Below are 18,150 nucleotides of genomic sequence, written 5' to 3' on the forward strand. Positions count from 1 at the left end.
CTTAAAACAACCCACCACCCTATGCAAATTGATAATTAAACTCACTACCGTCCACACCCACTTTAATGGCGGTAATAGCTTCCCCTGACAGCATCTTATGCAAAAATTCGGCACTGATAGCCGGTAACACGGTATTGGTTAAAATGGCATCCACCACACGGGCACCGCTCTCCAGCTCGCTACAACGATTCAAGATTACATCGACCACCGCCGCATCATAACTAAAAGGAATACTATGGTTTTGCAGTACCCGTTTACCAATACGACCCAATTGCAATGTGATAATCGCTTTCAACATGTCATCGTTAAGCGGGTAATACGGGATAGTCACCAAACGTCCCAATAAAGCAGCGGGGAATATTTTTAGCAGCGGTTCACGTAACGCCTTGGTAATGCCCTCCGGTTCCGGCATTAAATCCGGATCTTTGCACAGATTCATAATCAAATCGGTACCGGCATTCGAGGTGAGCAGAATGATGGTATTTTTAAAATCAATAAACCGGCCTTCGGCATCTTCCATCCAACCTTTATCGAAGACCTGAAAGAAAATTTCATGGACATCGGGGTGGGCTTTTTCCACCTCATCCAACAAAATAACGCTATAAGGCCGACGGCGCACCGCTTCGGTCAGAATGCCGCCTTCGCCATAACCGACATAACCTGGCGGCGAGCCTTTCAGTGTCGATACCGTATGGGCTTCCTGGTATTCACTCATATTGATGGTGATGATATTTTCTTCACCGCCATAGAGGGCTTCGGCCAAGGCCAAGCCGGTTTCGGTTTTGCCGACACCGGATGGCCCACACAACATGAACACACCGATCGGTTTACCAGGATTATCAAGACCGGCACGCGATGTTTGCACCCGACGGGCAATCATATCCAAAGCATGGCGTTGACCAATAACCCGTTGGTTTAAAGTGTCGCCCAATTTCAAGATGGCTTCGATTTCATTCTTCACCATCCGCCCCACCGGAATGCCGGTCCAATCAGCGATGACCGAAGCAATCGCCTGGCTATCCACCGTCGGGAAAATCAAGGGGCGCTCACCCTGGGCGGCGGTCAATTGTGCCTGCAAGGCTTTTAATTGCTGGCGTTTTTCGCTACGCTGGTCGTCCGTTACCTCTGCCTTAGCATCTGCCGAGGCTGTGTCTGCCGCGCCTTCATGCAAAGGATGCAACTCGGCGCGCAAATTGATAATTTGTTCCACCAAGATTTTTTCCGCCTGCCAGCGCGTTTCCAACTCATGCAGCCGTTCTTGCTCTTGGGCTAAATTATCATCGACTTTTTGTTTACGATCCCCCGTATCAATGCCTAAAGCGACTTCACGGTCAATAATACCGGCTTCAATATTCAGGGCTTCAATGCGCCGACGGCTGTCATCCAGTTCGGCTGGTACGGCGTATTGCGTCACCGCCACCCTGGCGCAAGCGGTATCCAACACACTGACGGATTTATCCGGTAACTGCCGGTCAGGGATATAACGGTGCGATAGCTTGACCGAATCGGCCAAGGCTTCATCCAACAACAAAATACGGTGATGTTTCGCCATCACAGCCGCCACCCCGCGCATCATCAATAAGGCTTTTTCTTCACTGGGTTCATCAATTTTCACCACTTGGAAACGCCGCGTTAGGGCGGGGTCTTTTTCAAAATGCTTTTTATATTCAGCCCAAGTGGTGGCCGCTATGGTACGTAAAGTACCCCGCGCCAAGGCCGGTTTTAATAAATTCGCTGCATCACCCGTACCGGCGGCACCACCGGCACCAATCAGGGTATGGGCTTCGTCAATAAATAAAATAATCGGCTTTTCTGAGGCCTGTACCTCTTCAATCACTTGACGCAAACGGTTCTCAAATTCGCCTTTCATACTGGCACCGGCTTGCAGCAGCCCTAAATCGAGGGTGCGGATACTGACATCCATCAGCGGGGGGGGCACTTCCCCTGCCGCAATGCGTAAAGCAAAGCCTTCCACCACAGCGGTTTTTCCGACACCGGCCTCGCCCGTTAAAATCGGGTTGTTTTGACGGCGGCGCATCAGGATATCGATCAATTGCCGGATTTCTTCATCGCGGCCAACAATAGGATCCAACTCGCCTTTACGCGCCGCTTCGGTCAAATCCACCGAAAATTGTTTTAACGCGGCTTGTTTACCCATTTGCGCTGGCGGCATCGCCCCTGAAAATTCACCAGGCGATGCTGTTCCCGCCAGCTGACTACCATCATGCGCCGCCAAGGCATCTTCTGGTGAACCGGACACGATAGCCGTCAATTCATCCAGCAAAATATCGGCATTAATCTTTTTAAACTGGCCGGAAATGGCATTGAGCGCATTACGCAAATCATTGGTTTTCACGATACCCGCCATTAAATGGCCGGTGCGTACCTGGTTGCTGTTATACATTAAGCTGGCATACAACCAGCCTTGCTCCACCGATTCTTGCACATGGGAAGATAAATCAGAAATGGAGGTAGAACCGGCCGGGAGACGGTCCAGATTATCGATAAAATCCCGTGCCAAATGCGCCGGATTGAGTTCAAAACGTTTGATAATCCGGTGTAGATCGGAGTCTTGCAACTGTAAAATTTGGTGCAGCCAATGCACCATCTCCACATACGGGTTGCCGCGCATCTTGCAAAACACGGTGGCACTTTCAATGCCCTTGTAGGCAAGGTTGTTGAGCTTACCAAACAAAGCGGTACGGCTGATGGCGGTCATGTGATGGTCTCCCTGGCAAGGTATAAATCGTTAGCATCGGATGGTCTATTGTGGGCTTGCAACCAGCTGCTCCAGCCCAGTTGCCCATAGTGACCCAGCTTTACTGTGGGAACGTCTTGTTGTTTTAAAATCAAATTCATGTCCCAGGTAAATTCAAAACCCACATAATTATTAACCAAAGCCAATATGTTTTTTAGCCGTTGTCCGGTTGGTAAAAAACTTTCATATTCAGCCAAGGTTAACGGCCCAATAATAAGGCGGAACTTGTGTTGGCACTGCCAGCTGCGCGTACCAATAACGGCTGACATGCCCAATTGCCCTGTCATTCGGTTGTCATCAAGGTAACAATAACTGTCTTTGGGCATCACCAACCATTCACCGACAAATTCCTGGATTTTTATCGGCACCTGGAAAAAATCGTTTAACATGGCGGCCAAACCATCGCTGTGGCGGGTATGGCAACCCAAATGGGCGGCAAAATGCAGCTTGGTATGGTCCGGCAAATGATCGCGTTGCCGCAAAGAACTATCTGCCAATCCTAATAGCGAACCCACGTAATAAGCAAAGCGGTCTTGCTCAGGACGATCCAACTGTACCGTCGGTTCTTTGTCCGCCCAGGCCCGATAAAACAGGGACAATAACCGATGGTGGAACATATCGGCAAAATCCGCCAGGGTAGGATCTTTGACATGACGTATCCGGTTTAAGGCATATTCTGTCAAATGCAACGGTAACGGCCCGTTGGCACCAAAAACGCCAAAAAACAACACTTTCAATTGCGGCGGCACATCGGATCGAATGATAAAAGCCGATAAGCTGGCAGGGGCAAACTGCAAACTGGGGGTTTGCCCCAACCTAACGCCATCATCCACAGGCCGAAGCGAGCGCCCTAAGCGTGGTTTGTGGCGATAAAAGCATTCCAGCTGGCGCATAGCGGCGTAGAACCCAAACGTATAAGGTTCTTCAGCCAGCGCTTTTAAGAGATCTACACCAGATCCCGTGTTCCCGTGCGTACCGGCCATCGCATTATTTCCCCCCGTTCTCGGCTTTTTATCAACACTTGGGTGAAGCTGTTGATAGAAACATATTTGCAAAAGAATTTTTCCAGTAACGCCCCCAATAAAAAGCCACTGTTACCCGAAAAAGCCGATTCATCTAACGTCACGGTAATTTCTAAGCCACGACCAAAACACATAGGGCCTGGGATAGGAATCCGCATGGTCGCCGAACGGCTTTCGACTGCCACCACGCCTTCTATTTGTTTGGCAATCGTGGCTTCGGCAAAATCGCCATAAAGCCGCAGCAATTCCCTAAGGGCAACCGCGCCTTGTTTGGCATCGTTGTCAATGACGCTTAAATAATTTAACGACAAATGGCTGATAAGCCGCCAGGCATATTCCCCTTCGGCTTTTGAAGTTTTAGGGTTGGACGGTTTGACCAAACAACGCACCGAAACCACAGGGGCGCTGATCTCTAAGGTAAAATCGGTATGACCCTCCCCTAGCACCAATAACATCGGTAAATCTCTATTAGTACATAAAGCTGTGACTCCCAGTTGTTTCAAATCACTGCGGTAAGGGGTATTACTGCTATCGACCAAAGATACAAAGACTTCATGCCCTAAATAAGACTCTTTTAACTTATCCGTACTGCTGATGCCCGCAATGCTGGGCTGCCGTTGCACGGTATAGTACGCAAAACTGTCATTGTTGGCCGCTTGGCGCATGGAATAAAACGGATGAAAGATCTGCTCTACCGCGCTGCCGGTGCGATAACCGGCCACTTCCGTAATCGTGTGGACTTCATAGTCACTTTGTGCGGTATTGTCGACAATCACCTGGTATTCCGTACTGCGGTGATTTAAATGAATACGGTCGGCACGTTTTTCTAAAAGATTAATCGCCGGGGTGCAATACAGCACAAAATTATCCTGTTTCACCAGGTCTTCCAATTCTGGCTTGGCAGTATCCAATAAAATGACGACCTCTAGGCTGGTGCCGGTACAGCGTTTTAATACTGCTTGCAAACCCACCAACTGAAAAAACATAAACCGCTGCGGCAAACTGAAATACTCTTGCAACAACCGGTAACCGTGGAAAGAAGGCGGGGTATACGGCAATAAAGCCTGTTGTGGTTGAAAACCTAAAGCCTGTATCGCATGAGTCAGTGTTTCTCGCCAAGCAGGGGTTTGTTCGGGTGGTTGTACCACCACAGCTATTGCGTGGCCAAATATCAGCTCATACAACTGTGTCGGCAAAGACCCAATACCATGTAAATAAATAGGCAATTTATTGAGGGACAATTGCTGCAAAGGCAAGTCCAGCACCGTGTCCAAACGCAAACGTAGGGCGGCTTTGACGTTTCTGTTGTCGGCACCTGCGTAACGTAACGCAGCCCCTAACGGTAGATAATTTGCTTCGGTAATTTGTAACGGCCATAATGCCACCTCATCGGCGGTACGGAACTCACATTTGGCACGCCCTTTAATACCGGCATAACTGAACAAACGGGTGTGTTTAGGGACTACAAAACCTTGTTCGCTCACCCCGCCTTGTAAATCAGGCTTTATTTGCACCACAGTCATAGACGGCAATGGTGCCAAATAGTGCGGGTACACCATCTGTAATAAATTTTGGGTGAAATCGGGAAATTCGGCCTCCATTTTCAATTGGATGCGTGCCGTTAAAAAAGCAAAACTCTCTAACAAGCGTTCCACATACGGGTCGTCACAACTGATGTCCCCTAAATCCAACCGCCCCGCAATATCGGGGTGCAACTGGGCAAACTCTTTGCCCATTTCCCTAATAAACTGCAATTCCCGCTGATAATGATCGAGAAATCTGGGATTCATGACCGTTGGCCTGTCGATTGGTAATCCAAAATTGAAACATTACCGTCTTCCAACTGAAATTCCGTCCGCAAATGCAAATGCAACGGTAAAGGCTCTACCGCCAGTTCGCCTTCGATTTCAAAGGCCAAGGCATTATGATTAAATAACGTTTTGTCTGCCAACACCCTCACCACCAAAGATTTGCGGATGATACGCGGTTCAAAATTCAAGATGACTTGCTTCAACAGCCGTTCCATTTGCACCGGATCAAAACCGGATGCGGTCTTGCCGGTCAAATCGGGCATACCGTAATTAAGCACCGAACGGGCAATGTCGGGATACTCATCCAATTGTTCTTGCGGTGAAAACTGGCTGGTATTAAACAACCAATCCAGATCTCTTTTCACACAGGCACGAATTTCTTGCAAAGACGAGGCGGCGGCTACCGTGGCTAAAATATCGCTCAATTGCTCACGGGCCTGTTCCAATTGTGCTTTTAATTGCTGCTGATTTTGGTTAGCCTCCTGTGAGGTGGAATTACCCTCACGCGATAGCTTAGCCAAAGCTGTTTCCAATTCTTGTACCGTTTGCTTTTGTACGCGCAAGGAATTATTAAGCGGATCGTCATCGATCAGGCGATCCAGCAAAGAGGGCAATAATCGTACCTTAGGAAATGTTCTAACCACCGGTAGCTTCCTGGACAGTGTCAGGCGCAACGTTAAAATGAATCGAACGCACATCCAACAGTGGATAGTCCGCCGTATCCGTCGTCAGTATCTTTTGCCCACGACCTAAAAATAATTCCTCGTCATAGCCGTCCCACACCGTTTTACGGCTCAGGGCTAATAAAGCATCGTCACTTTGATAAGAACCGGGATAACGCGTAGGGATAACACCATAATACTCACCACCGTTCGTCCAGGTAAAATGCGCCGGTAACCAAACCACATCGCGTAAATCTGTCGGTGGCTCAATGGTAATCTTGCTGATGCGCTCAAACGGCACCCAAAGGTAACGTCCTTCAACCATCACTTCAAGCACCGGCCCTAATCGGGCATCGCTGTCGGCAAGCCAAGCAAACTCAGTGCCGTCAATCACGCCAGACACAGAAGGTGCCAATTCGAAGGCACGGCTACGCAACTCTTGTGAAGTCGCATATTGCCCTTGCGCGGTAAGTTTTAAGGCTTGCTGCAATAACGCAAGCCATTCTACCGGCTGCCCCAGTACCACAGGATCACTCTGCCCCGAAAATACTGCTTCCCGAAACTGTTCACAAGCAATGACCTGTTTATACATGGCCACCATAGCCAGTGCCGCCGCGTCCAGATCTTTAATGACATTCAGTTGGGTTAAAGCACGCTCCCACTGCCCCAATACCACTAACAACTGAAACAGAAAAATACGGTACTCGGCATGCTCAGGCCGCGCCCGTATTTGCTGTTGCAGGGCTTGTAAAGCGTCTTTCAGGTTGCCTTGTTTTAAATACTCGTCTGCTGTCATGGTATCTACACCGGCTCAGCCATCCCTTGGCTATCAATAGAACGGGGTTGTTCCATCTGCATGCAACAACCCTAACCTTATAAAAACTAGTACATCAAATCATATAAAAACAGGATAATAAAAATCTTCAAATCATGAATGAAACGCTGTTGTGTACTACATCAAGTTAATATTTAAATCCTGTTGATTTACAATTTGGTGTACTAGTAGTTCTATTCTGTTACATTGGATTGCAAACTGAACTTTTTAGGTCCGATGGCCGTGCCAGCAGTACCTTTATTATCAACTGGAACATAAGTCCAGCTAATAACGTCAAACACAAATACAACTGATTCCATAGGCCTGCCAGATCCACCACCACTAACGTTTACGGCCTGTACCATAACATCTTCCAATTCATACTTCCAATAACAAACTTTGCTGCCAGTCTCTTGGCAAACTTCCAGTTCCAGTTTGGCAATATGTGTACCTTGGGCGCAATACATGTGCAAATCAATACTGGCTGTATCAATTGATTTTGATATACCAAGAGTAGTAAAATCAGCCCGTGATGCTGCCCGCCCACCGGTGCCACTCGGCCCAGATATGGGTTGACTCACCCCCAGACTAAAGCCAAAAACTTCTATCCAGCCTTCATGGCCTTTATCGGTGGATTCGCCTTTGATAGGATCTATTTTTAAATAGGTATTAGTAGCCATAATAATTCACCTCTTAAATTAAGAAAAACATCATATTTATCATCCTTGCCATTGCAACGAATCAGATAAACACCCCTGCTTCGTTACCTCCCTTCATTAAACATATACACGATATTCAACTTTTCTAACGGATTGACGTTAATGACAACAAACATATCTACCACGACCAGACATGCGTTTTTTAACTCATCAACCCATTATAAAAACACCCAACATCACGTAAATATATAAAGCCAGTACACCTACCCCCAAACACCCTATTTTTTCTCTGACGGTAATTTAGAGACCAAGCGTAACGACACCGTTAAACCTTCAAGCTGATAATGCGGCCTTAAAAAAAATTTCGAGGTGTAATAACCCGGATTGCCTTCAACTTCTTCCACCACCACTTGCGCGGCGGCTAATGGCTTGCGGGCTTTATCTATTTCAGAAGCCGTAGCGGGGTTAAATTCCACATAATTGTTGATCCACTTGTTCAGCCATTTCTCCATGTCATCGCGTTCCTTAAAGGAACCGACTTTATCACGCACAATACACTTCAAATAATGCGCGAAGCGACAAACCGCAAACAAATACGGCAAGCGTGCCGCCAAATTGGCATTCGCCGTGGCATCAGGGTCATCATACTCAAACGGTTTTTGTAAAGACTGCGCCCCAATAAATGCCGCGAAATCGGAGTTTTTCTTGTGCAATAAAGGCATAAAGCCATTTTTGGCCAATTCCGCTTCGCGCCGGTCAGTAATAGCAATTTCAGTGGGGCATTTCATATCAACCCCGCCGTCATCGGTCTTAAAGGTATGTACCGGCAGCCCTTCCACCGCACCACCGGACTCAATACCACGAATCCTAGAACACCAACCATACAATTTAAACGACCGATTAATATTGACACCCATCGCATAAGCGGCGTTAGACCAAGTGTATTTTCTATGATCGGCGTATTCGACATCTTCTTCAAAAGCAAAATCTTCCACCGGCACGGTTTTATGCCCATACGGCAAGCGCGACAGCACCCGTGGCAAAGTCAGGCCGATATAACGCGAATCTTCCGACTCCCGTAAGGAACGCCAAGCAGCGTATTCGGGGGTTTGAAAGATTTTGGTTAAATCACGCGGTCCCGCCAAATCTTGCCAGGAATCCATATTCATTAAGTTAGGTGCCGCCGCCGCAATAAACGGCACATGGGCAGCAGCGGAAACTTCGGCAATCCCGTTTAAAAACTCAACATCTGTGGGGCTATGGTCGAACTCATAATCACCGATTAAACAGCCGAAGGGTTCACCACCAAACTGGCCATATTCATGTTCGTAAACTTTTTTAAAAATAGGGCTTTGATCCCAGGCCGTGCCTTTAAATTTTTTCAACGTGCTGTGTACCTCTTTTTTAGAGATATTCAGCACCTTAATTTTTAACATTTCATCGGTTTCGGTGTTATTGATCAAATGATGCAGCCCGCGCCAACTGCCTTCCAATTTCTGAAAATTTTCATGGTGCATGATTTGATTGACTTGCGCGGTTAAGCGTTTGTCAATTTCAGCAATAATGGCCTCAATGGATTTAATGGCATCATCAGAAATAAGATTGGTTTTTGCCAACGCTTGTTCTGCTAAGGTTTTAACCGCATCTTCAACGGCTTCTTTAGCGCGATCAGACTTGGGTTTGAATTCTTTTTGCAACAATTCGGCAAAAGGGGTCGCGGTGGTTTCTACGACTGCCTGCGCCGAAGCACTGGTTGCTTGCGTTTCATTGGCCGCCATCACTTAACCCTCCTGTGGTTTAGCGGCATCACCAGCCGCGTCAGTGGTATCCGTTCCCGCATTGGGTTTAGCGGCAGCAACCAAAGATTGCAACAGCGTGGGATCATTGAGTGCCTTAGCAATTAACTCCTCCGCACCGCTTTTACCATCCATGTAAGTTAATAAATTAGACAATTGAGTACGGGCTTTAAGCAATTGACTCAAGCCATCTACTTTACTGGCGACAGCCGCCGGTGAAAAATCGTCCATACTTTCAAAAGTAATATCGACACTTAAATTGCCTTCGCCGGTTAGCACGTTAGGCACTTGAAAAGCCACCCGTGGTTTCATCGCTTTTAAACGGTCATCAAAATTATCAACATCAATTTCCAAAAAACTACGGTCTGCTACACCGGGTAAAGCGTCAGCCGGTTTACCGGACAAATCCGCCATGACTCCCATAACAAAGGGCAATTGGATTTTTTTTTCAGCACCGTAAAGTTCAACATCGTATTCAATTTGTACCCTGGGTGCCCGATTACGGGCTATAAATTTTTGACTGCTCGCTTTAGCCATGATTTTCTCCTTAGTTTTCCTGTTACAGGTTCGGTTAATATCAAAACGTCTTAGTATTTAAAAACTTGTTTCGATCATATAAGTCAATTATAAAAAAATCCAAAATCCAACACAGCGTCATAAAATGTCATTATTACAATTTAACATCATGAGTTCTGAGGCGATCAACCAAAACTCGGTATGGTTTTTTCACCAATAACATGTTCAACAAAAAGGCGTTCACTGCTCTATGACCAATTTTGTTTTTTCTGGTTTTCGTCTAATTCTTAATTTTTCTTAATGTAGTAATCGCGTCTTATCGCGAACTCGGATTAAATATAAGGGATCATCAATGAATCAAATATTTCGATATTTCCCAGCACACCGCTTAAGGCAAAAGACCTGGCGGTTTTCCAAACACCCGGTACACTGCTGACGTAAACATGGGCATTTGCTCGCCCCCCATCAACATTGAATGTTACGCCATTGCTAATAGTTCTAACACGTTTTATATCCATACCTGCTGAAGGAATCAGCAAAATCTGTAGATTACCGACCCCTGCCAGTTTATTTTCCTCATGATCCAGACAAATTTCCATGCCAAACGTAATGCCATCAATGTTAAACACGCCACCGCCCATACGTTCATCGTCAAACTTGGAGGCAAAACGACTCACCACAGAACCCTCCGTTGCGATAGGCTCAAATTTTTTCCGAACCCCAGCATTCATCATTTTTACATAAGCTCCAGAACCAGGATCACGAAAATCAATGCCTGACATGTATTCCTTAGCGACCAGATAATCTTGCTTACCTTTTTGAATAAGCGCCACATTGTCAATGGTTGCACCGAATATTCCCTCTTGAACATCATGCGTCGCTCCTTTTGAACACTCAACAATGGTTTTGCTGCGATCTAATGGGTCACGCTTAAAAACGATATGCTGGGCACTTTTACAAGTGTAACAATGATGTCTTGCATCAATGGAGGCGGAAATGGCTGTGCCGAAAATAAAAAGCCAGTCTTTAAAAACAGGACTATCGCTACCATTGCCGCCACCTCGCAATAATGGCAAAATTTGTGCAACAATTTCAGGCGGATAAGCCCCATAACGACCTCGAAAATAAAATTCTGGAGCCATAAATATTTTCAGCGTCTTGCTGTCATCACGGGCTGGATTCGGCACAAAATTTCTAGCCTGATTGAAGGCCGTTTTCATATTGTTGACCCGTTGTTGCATATCTTGTTCATCATCCAGTTTACCTCGATAAACAACAACATCTGTCCCCGGTACGAACTCCCCCGTTTTTACACTGTAACTCACACAAACCACATTGTCATAAACATGGCCTATTGAACCACTACTATAAGCAAGACGACGTTTTACAACCTCCAAAAGTGCATCCATAGCAGCATTGCCTGGCTTGGGCGGCTTCCAAGCAAGGCAGCTTTTTTCAAGATCGGCAAGCAGGTTCCGCTTGGCCATTGGAGAAAATGCCTGGTAATATTTGGTCAACATATCATCTATATTCACCACAATCGGATCGATTGGGAACTGGTGAAGTGAATATGCGTCTACTTTCCAGGCATTTACATTTGGAATATCTTCATATCTCATGTCACACTCCCGAATTGATTACGAACAACAATTTTTGCTCACCTATACCTGCGCCAAACATATGAAGTTACGTGACAACAATACATCGCAACAGCTCTATAGTTTTTCAGAGAAATAATTTTCATTTTTCATAAATAAAATTACAGCTCGCACTGAGCTTGTCGAAGTGTGCCGTTCGTGCTTCGACAAGCTCAGCACGAACGGTGGCTGTAACTGTCCTAAGTTGAAAACGCTGTACTTTTAATCAAAATATTATCAATATATACACAGAAATTATTTATCTGAAAGTCTATCTTTATTATTTTTTATCGTCCTGCTGTACGCCACAAATGTTTTCAGCTTGCCTCACAGCATCGGGGGCTAAATCTTGCAAAATAGCCATAAAGTTCATTGTTAACAACTTCTTGGCTCTGATCATTAAAAACGGCACTGGGCTTGATGGCTCATAACGCTCAAAATATTTGCAAATAGCATCAAGCGCACGGATAACCTCATCACGGTTATGAATACCCTCCATTTTTACCGCAGCCGATTTAGCTGGTTCAGCTACCGAATCAGCCGCTTCCAGCTTACTCGCTTCCTCCTCTGGTGGGATTTTATCCCTCAGAAAATTAGCAATGGTTTTTAACTGATTAATCAACGCCGACCAATCAGGAATATTGGCAGCCCCAGCTTTGTCCGTAATACAGGTAATAATAGCTTTGCTATGCTCTAAGGCTTGCTGTATGAATTGCTGTTGCTGTTTGAGTACATCTACGGGTGTATCGAGGAATGCGGCATCAATCAATGCCATGCCAGGGGAATCGTCAGTCTTACCTGAGGTTAATTTGTCTTGGGCTTTTTTTATATCAACCCAGGAAAAATTGCCCACTTTAGATTGGGTGATCTTAATCAAGGTCAGGGCATTCAAGACTTTTTTATAGTCTTTTAAATCACTAAGGGTATTGATACGCAGAAGCGGATAGTCATCTTCAGCATCTTTAACGGGGTAAACTTCGTCCCAATAGGTTTCCAATAAACCTCTGATTAATGCCAAGCTCTTGGCTAAACCAGAAAAACCGTCGGTACGGAGTAAAGCGCAGGTGAGATGGGTGACAATGCGAATATCACGGCTACGCGCCAACAAGGCTAAGGCTAAATCCCGCACCTTTTTCCATTCCGGTTCTGCGGCAGGGATAACGGTATTGCCCATCTGCCGCTCATCGATAAATTTAGCCTCGATTTCCAACTGAGCAAAAGCCGGATCTTCTTCCAGGTTTTCACCACAAGGAAGCTCAGGAGAAATCGCTTTTAGAAACTCTTCTGGAACAAAACTGTTCACCGGCCACTCCATTCATAAATGAAATTCAGACTTATTACATCAAGTGCTACTCGTCAGCAGTTTACAAAAAATATTTTCAATACTTTTACTATCATTTTTTAAATAACGTAGACACGCTATTGTATGCAGAAATTATGTCTCATGTCTGTGAACTATTTCACAAAAAAGCGTGTAAAACTCACAACACCTTACCCGTTTTTATTCTCGATTGATAACGGGCAAAACATAGGTTGAATTAGGCATTAGCCGTAACCCGACATCTTCTCAATAACATGTCGGATTGGGCTATCAGTAATCCAACCTACACGTTTTATATAATCACTAATCTTAAGATTTCGGATTAAAAATTAACATTTGCCTGTAACCAAATCTTCTGGGTATCACTACTGGCCGTAGCATAGGCAAGATCATTACCGGCATTGTAATAGGCATATTTCGCTAACAACGAATAATGCTTACCAAATTTCTTCATTAACAAAAAATCCCATTCGTCGCCAAAATCAAGCCGACCAGTATCATCAGAAAAGGCATGATACACCCCAGTTAGCACTAAGCTTCCTTCTTGAAACGGCACACTGACAGAACCAAAGACATCACGAATACCATCATTCGGTGTCGTTAAAAATAAATCGGCCCAGCCTTGAAATTGATGATTGGTGCCTAGCGGCGTATCAAAATGCCTGTTGGCACCCGAACCATTGAGTTGCTCCATTGCCCCTTTGAACAATACGTTATAGGCGGAAAAGCCACCCATAAAATTAAATCGGTGCGCTTCATAAGGCGTTTGACCATGACCATAGTCACTTTGGTAATTCCACTCGGCGTTATAAACCAAACCGTAGTTATCGCTGATTTTTATCGATTCTAACGGCTTGGTGCAACACGTAGCACGTAAGCCATAGGTTTGACTGGATTTTTCAATCGTTTTTTGTTTCGGGTCTTGAATGTTGTCTTCAGTATAATCCAACCAATAGCCATAACCGATAACGTTACCATAGTTACCCATTTTATAATTGATGTTAAGAAAAGGAGCTTCAATATTTTCGGTAGTACCCGTGAAAGTTTGAATATTGCCAATATACCCAGCGTTGATAACCAAACCGGGTAATTGCTGATTGGTATGCGTTACCAAGACAGCATCGTACGTGGTTTCCATTTGCCGCCAACCGGCATTACCAATAAAACGATCATCATCAAGCTTAATGCGTTGCCGTCCGCCTTTAATGACCGTATTAGGGATACCGTTATAACTTAGCCACAATTGGTTCAATTCACTTTTTTCAGGATCGGCGATAATGGAGTAACCCGTATTACCATTACGTTGGCTATTGTAATCTTCCACCATCGCCAAATTACCCTCATACTCGGCATAAGCCTGAAAGCCGTAGAAATTTGGCGATAATAAGCCAGCTTGTAATCGAGATGTAAAAGCATTAGCTGTTTTAAGCGGCGATTCTTCCTGATTAACATTTTCATATCGGGTATTGAGATCAAACTTGATTGCACCGTTTTTACCGTTATTATGGAAATTAAGCCCATCTTCAATTTGTTGCGTGATGCCTTCGGCATAAGGAGAGCCACTAAAGATGGCTAAAGAGAACAATGATGTTAATGGTAATTTTTTCATTGCAGTTACCCTTGTATAATAATTTTAAAATTTATTTTTATTATTTAAAAAATGAAACACCACAGCTCCTTCGTTCTCTATTTAAGCGGCTGCTAGAGCGGTTACAGAAGAGCCCTATTACGCTTAACCTTTTCGCCCTTTTTAAGAAAAGCTTCCCGTTCAAGGGCGGTGGGTATATGTTTGGCCAATTGCTCATACAAATCCCATTCCGTTTGCGCATTTACCGCTGCCTGCTTCACCAACACTTTGGCGATAGGCCCTAAATACACCGCTAAATCTTGCCGCACCGTTTCCAACAAAGACTGATTGAATGATCCTAACGAGCCACTCATTTGGCTGTTACTATTACTACTGGCCGAAAGTGATCGCGAATTAACAGGACTCACCACGTTCGACAGAATGTCGTGCTTTTCAATTTGCATCTGCCGTTGAAACATCAGCCTATCGGCATCTTTCGGAATGGCCAGCATCAACTGCTGTATCAGTTCCGCTGGACTATTCGCTTGCAACGCCGCCTTATGCACCAGCAGTTTAGCAACAGGCCCAAGATACACAACCAAGCGTTTGGTGGCTTGCTCTAGCAAAACCGGATTCCAATGCAGTGTTGTACCCGCCTGGGTTTGTGCCGCCGGATTTGAAGACATTCGGGCAGAGACAAAGCCTGGATTGTCGAATCGTGTACTGAGCGATTGCAAATTTTCCAACACCGCAATAAACAAACGCGCATTTTGAAAACGTTTATCCGGCATTTTAGCTAACGCTGTATCGAATACGACATCCAGCTCTACCGGTAAATGCGGATTCAGTTGCGTTGCTCGTCGGGGTAAATCATTCAGAAATACCCCTGTTTCACCTCTGGAAAAAGGTCGAACGCCGGTCAATAACTCGAATAAGACGACCCCCACCGAGAACAGGTCAGAACGCAAATCAACCTCATTGCCATCATATTGTTCGGGAGACATATAACTGGGTGTCCCTAAAGCCATTCCTGCTTGTGTCATATTATGCACCGCCTCTATCCTGGCAATACCAAAATCGGTCACCTTCACATGGCCATCACTGAGCAACATGATGTTGCCCGGTTTAATATCTCGATGCACCACGCCATTGGCATGGGCAAAACTCAATCCTTGTAGCACTTGCATGATAATCGTCAGGGCATTGCCTAATAACATGGGGCGTTGCTCTTTAAGATGATCCCGCAGGGTTCGTCCCTGCACATATTCCATCACAATGTAAGGCAAATTATTGTGAGTACCGTATTCAAAAATTGTAACGATATTGGGGTGTAAACAGCGACCCGCCGCCCGCACTTCACGGCGAAAACGCGCCATCCAATCCGCGCCATCTTCGCCATGCAACAAGTGGTTATGGATCGTCTTAATAGCGACATAACGATCAATGCCTTCATCGTGGGCTAAATACACCACACCCATCGCACCACTACCGATTACACGAATCAATTTATAACGATCAATATAGTCCGGTTGAATGACGGTAGTTTCACCGTCGTCCATGTTATTCGCCCAACATTTTCATGGCACTTTCCAAACTAAGCCGCATGCGGTTAAATGATTGCGATAAAGAAGAAATTTCATCGGAACCAGGCTTGATATATTCAGGCACATCGGCCTTGCCCAAACTCACGTCATTAGCAATCTGAGCCATACGCACCGTTGGTTTAATAACAATAAAATGCAGCAAAACATTCAGTAATACCAATAACCATAAAAATACGCTACTTAACAAAATCATGAAGGTCACAAAGGTTTTTTGTGCCCGCAGCAATGGCACTGACATAGGTACCGTCACCACTTGTACGGCGATGGTTTCATCCATTTTCCAGCCAAAGCCATTATTGACACCATAAATTTCGGTCATGGTTTTAGGCGCTTCTTCGGGTTTGCCATGACAGGTTAAACAAGCCGCATCGTGTATCACCAAAGGCCGTGACAGATGCAACATCCGACCCGTCGGCGTATCGCGTTCCACAATCAACTCTTTACGTTCAGGATTATTACGGAACTCACGAATAATATCCGCTTCCCAATCACTGGCGCGATCGTCCGGATTGGTCGGGTTAAGTGCGGCTTCTTTGTAAGTATAGTCGGGAAACTTGCTCCGCAAGGCTTGAAAAGTTTGAGCGGCCGCATAAGCCGACACTGTTTCCGGTAGAAACTGGCGCTTCATTTGCAAGGCCAATAAAGGCCGTATGTGTTTAGACGTATAGGCGCGCGTGCCTAAAGCGCCTTCTATCATGATACGAGAACTCTGGAGTACTTCTTCACGGGCGTTATCTTTTAAGATACGGTCAGACAAATAGGCGGTTAAACCTAAACCCATCAAAAATGCCAACAACAGAACCAAATTGAATTTTATACGTAACCCCATAAAACGTCCTCGGATTTGTGTGAATAATAATCGCAATCAGCGGGTTAACAAATGGGAGATAAGAGACTAACAACCTTTACTTAACATATCATGCGCCTTACTAAATCCAATGAGACTAAATTTAATGGGAAAACTGTGCGTTGCTGGCCAGGTTGGCCAAAAGCGCAGATTGACAGTGATCTGCTGACCGGCACGCATGAGCTTCAGCAATTCTGCTACGTTGGCATCAAATACCAAGAAATTTTTATTGATAATTTTGTCACTGTGCATGGGTGGCTTGTCATCGACAAGCAATTGCAAATCTTTAAAAGCCCCATCCAGTTCCGACTCGGTTGCAATAACAAGACTGCTGCCATTAAACAATAACTGTACCGGCGTTGATTCGTAGCCATCGGATGTGGTTTTGGCTGGGCTTACCAACAAACAAACCGATTGATGGTTAATGGGATCAGCCCTTAATGTTTTCTTCCAGGCTGAGTCTGCCGCTATAGCAGAGGTAGATACGATGATGATTAAAACAGCAAGCAAGCCTTTGCTTACAGACGCTGCCTTCTTAAATGGGATAATATCATGAATTAAAATGATTTTTAGTGGATAAGACAGCATAACTCTCACCTGTTGCTATAAAACCATAAAACAAACCAACCCACCGACAATACAATGTGCCGCCTCATAAGTTGGCCGTTACATATGCCACAAGCTCATCCCCTGTTACCAGGAAACAAAATAGATGACAAATATAATTATTTCATAGCCTTAAATAAAACTAATTACAGTTTATCGTCTTAATGTAATTAGCTTTCCAAAATCATCGATGTGTTTACTATATTTGATGATTTTGACAAATAGCCATTCAAGGTTCACAGTGTAAAAATATAAGACTACATTATGGATTAATGGTCAAGTAAATATTACCTTTTCTTTTTATTAAAGTTCAGTTAAATTTGCTATGCCAAAATAAAGTATAAAAATCACCAATAGTCTACGATTCTGCCTATTATTGGCGGTAGTTGATGGTGAGCTTTTTCAGCCCATTTAGAGCGGAATCGCTCGTGTATTTTATGGCTAGCATTATTACAACAGGCAAGCACTTCACTCTAATTTTGCTTACATGATTGTAAAACCACACAAACAATAGTATGGGGCTATCTACT

Annotated in this window: 14 protein-coding genes; all 14 read right to left on the reverse strand. The window is 45.0% G+C overall.

Features of this window, described 5'->3' with window-relative positions:
- Nucleotides 1-19: 19 nt before the first annotated feature.
- The 14 genes from tssH to CRENPOLYSF2_RS09450 all read right to left on the reverse strand — a co-directional run bounded on the left by tssH (nt 20) and on the right by CRENPOLYSF2_RS09450 (nt 17,602).
- Nucleotides 20-2,719 carry a type VI secretion system ATPase TssH gene (gene tssH, locus CRENPOLYSF2_RS09385; protein ID WP_087143692.1) on the reverse strand — a complete coding sequence of 900 codons (2,700 nt, stop codon included), beginning with the start codon at nt 2,717-2,719 and terminating at the stop codon, nt 20-22.
- Entirely contained in the window at nt 2,716-3,741 is a 1,026-nt protein-coding gene (gene tssG, locus CRENPOLYSF2_RS09390; RefSeq protein WP_087143693.1) for a type VI secretion system baseplate subunit TssG, read from the reverse strand. The genes tssH and tssG overlap by 4 nt, the downstream gene beginning before the upstream one ends.
- Nucleotides 3,705-5,570: a type VI secretion system baseplate subunit TssF gene (gene tssF, locus CRENPOLYSF2_RS09395; RefSeq protein WP_087143694.1), complete on the reverse strand. Its 1,866-nt coding sequence runs from the start codon at nt 5,568-5,570 to the stop codon at nt 3,705-3,707. Before tssF ends, tssG begins: the two co-directional genes overlap by 37 nt.
- Nucleotides 5,567-6,235: a type VI secretion system baseplate subunit TssE gene (gene tssE, locus CRENPOLYSF2_RS09400; RefSeq protein WP_176371077.1), complete on the reverse strand. Its 669-nt coding sequence runs from the start codon at nt 6,233-6,235 to the stop codon at nt 5,567-5,569. Before tssE ends, tssF begins: the two co-directional genes overlap by 4 nt.
- Entirely contained in the window at nt 6,228-7,049 is an 822-nt protein-coding gene (locus CRENPOLYSF2_RS09405; protein ID WP_087143696.1) for a type VI secretion system accessory protein TagJ, read from the reverse strand. Before CRENPOLYSF2_RS09405 ends, tssE begins: the two co-directional genes overlap by 8 nt.
- Nucleotides 7,050-7,261: 212 nt before the next feature.
- On the reverse strand, nt 7,262-7,747 hold the full coding sequence (locus CRENPOLYSF2_RS09410; RefSeq protein ID WP_087143697.1) for an Hcp family type VI secretion system effector: 486 nt from the start codon (nt 7,745-7,747) through the stop codon (nt 7,262-7,264).
- Nucleotides 7,748-8,004: 257 nt separating this feature from the next.
- Nucleotides 8,005-9,504, reverse strand: a complete 1,500-nt coding sequence (gene tssC / locus CRENPOLYSF2_RS09415; protein ID WP_087143698.1) for a type VI secretion system contractile sheath large subunit — start codon at nt 9,502-9,504, stop codon at nt 8,005-8,007.
- 3 nt (nt 9,505-9,507) lie between these two features.
- Nucleotides 9,508-10,059: a type VI secretion system contractile sheath small subunit gene (tssB, locus tag CRENPOLYSF2_RS09420; protein WP_087143699.1), complete on the reverse strand. Its 552-nt coding sequence runs from the start codon at nt 10,057-10,059 to the stop codon at nt 9,508-9,510.
- A gap of 311 nt (nt 10,060-10,370) precedes the next feature.
- Nucleotides 10,371-11,657, reverse strand: a complete 1,287-nt coding sequence (locus CRENPOLYSF2_RS09425) for a hypothetical protein (protein ID WP_087143700.1) — start codon at nt 11,655-11,657, stop codon at nt 10,371-10,373.
- A gap of 298 nt (nt 11,658-11,955) precedes the next feature.
- Nucleotides 11,956-12,978, reverse strand: a complete 1,023-nt coding sequence (gene tssA, locus CRENPOLYSF2_RS09430) for a type VI secretion system protein TssA (RefSeq protein WP_176371078.1) — start codon at nt 12,976-12,978, stop codon at nt 11,956-11,958.
- A 340-nt stretch (nt 12,979-13,318) separates the two neighbouring features.
- On the reverse strand, nt 13,319-14,605 hold the full coding sequence (locus tag CRENPOLYSF2_RS09435) for an alginate export family protein (RefSeq protein ID WP_087143702.1): 1,287 nt from the start codon (nt 14,603-14,605) through the stop codon (nt 13,319-13,321).
- Nucleotides 14,606-14,706: 101 nt separating this feature from the next.
- On the reverse strand, nt 14,707-16,122 hold the full coding sequence (locus CRENPOLYSF2_RS09440) for a serine/threonine-protein kinase (RefSeq protein WP_087143703.1): 1,416 nt from the start codon (nt 16,120-16,122) through the stop codon (nt 14,707-14,709).
- Nucleotide 16,123: 1 nt separating this feature from the next.
- On the reverse strand, nt 16,124-16,996 hold the full coding sequence (locus CRENPOLYSF2_RS09445; RefSeq protein WP_087143704.1) for a c-type heme family protein: 873 nt from the start codon (nt 16,994-16,996) through the stop codon (nt 16,124-16,126).
- 66 nt (nt 16,997-17,062) lie between these two features.
- Nucleotides 17,063-17,602 (reverse strand): invasion associated locus B family protein, encoded by a 540-nt coding sequence (locus tag CRENPOLYSF2_RS09450; RefSeq protein WP_087143705.1) that lies wholly within the window; start codon nt 17,600-17,602, stop codon nt 17,063-17,065.
- Nucleotides 17,603-18,150 lie beyond the last annotated feature (548 nt).

This window comes from Crenothrix polyspora, assembly GCF_900163755.1.
Classification (GTDB): Bacteria; Pseudomonadota; Gammaproteobacteria; order Methylococcales; family Methylomonadaceae; genus Crenothrix; species Crenothrix polyspora.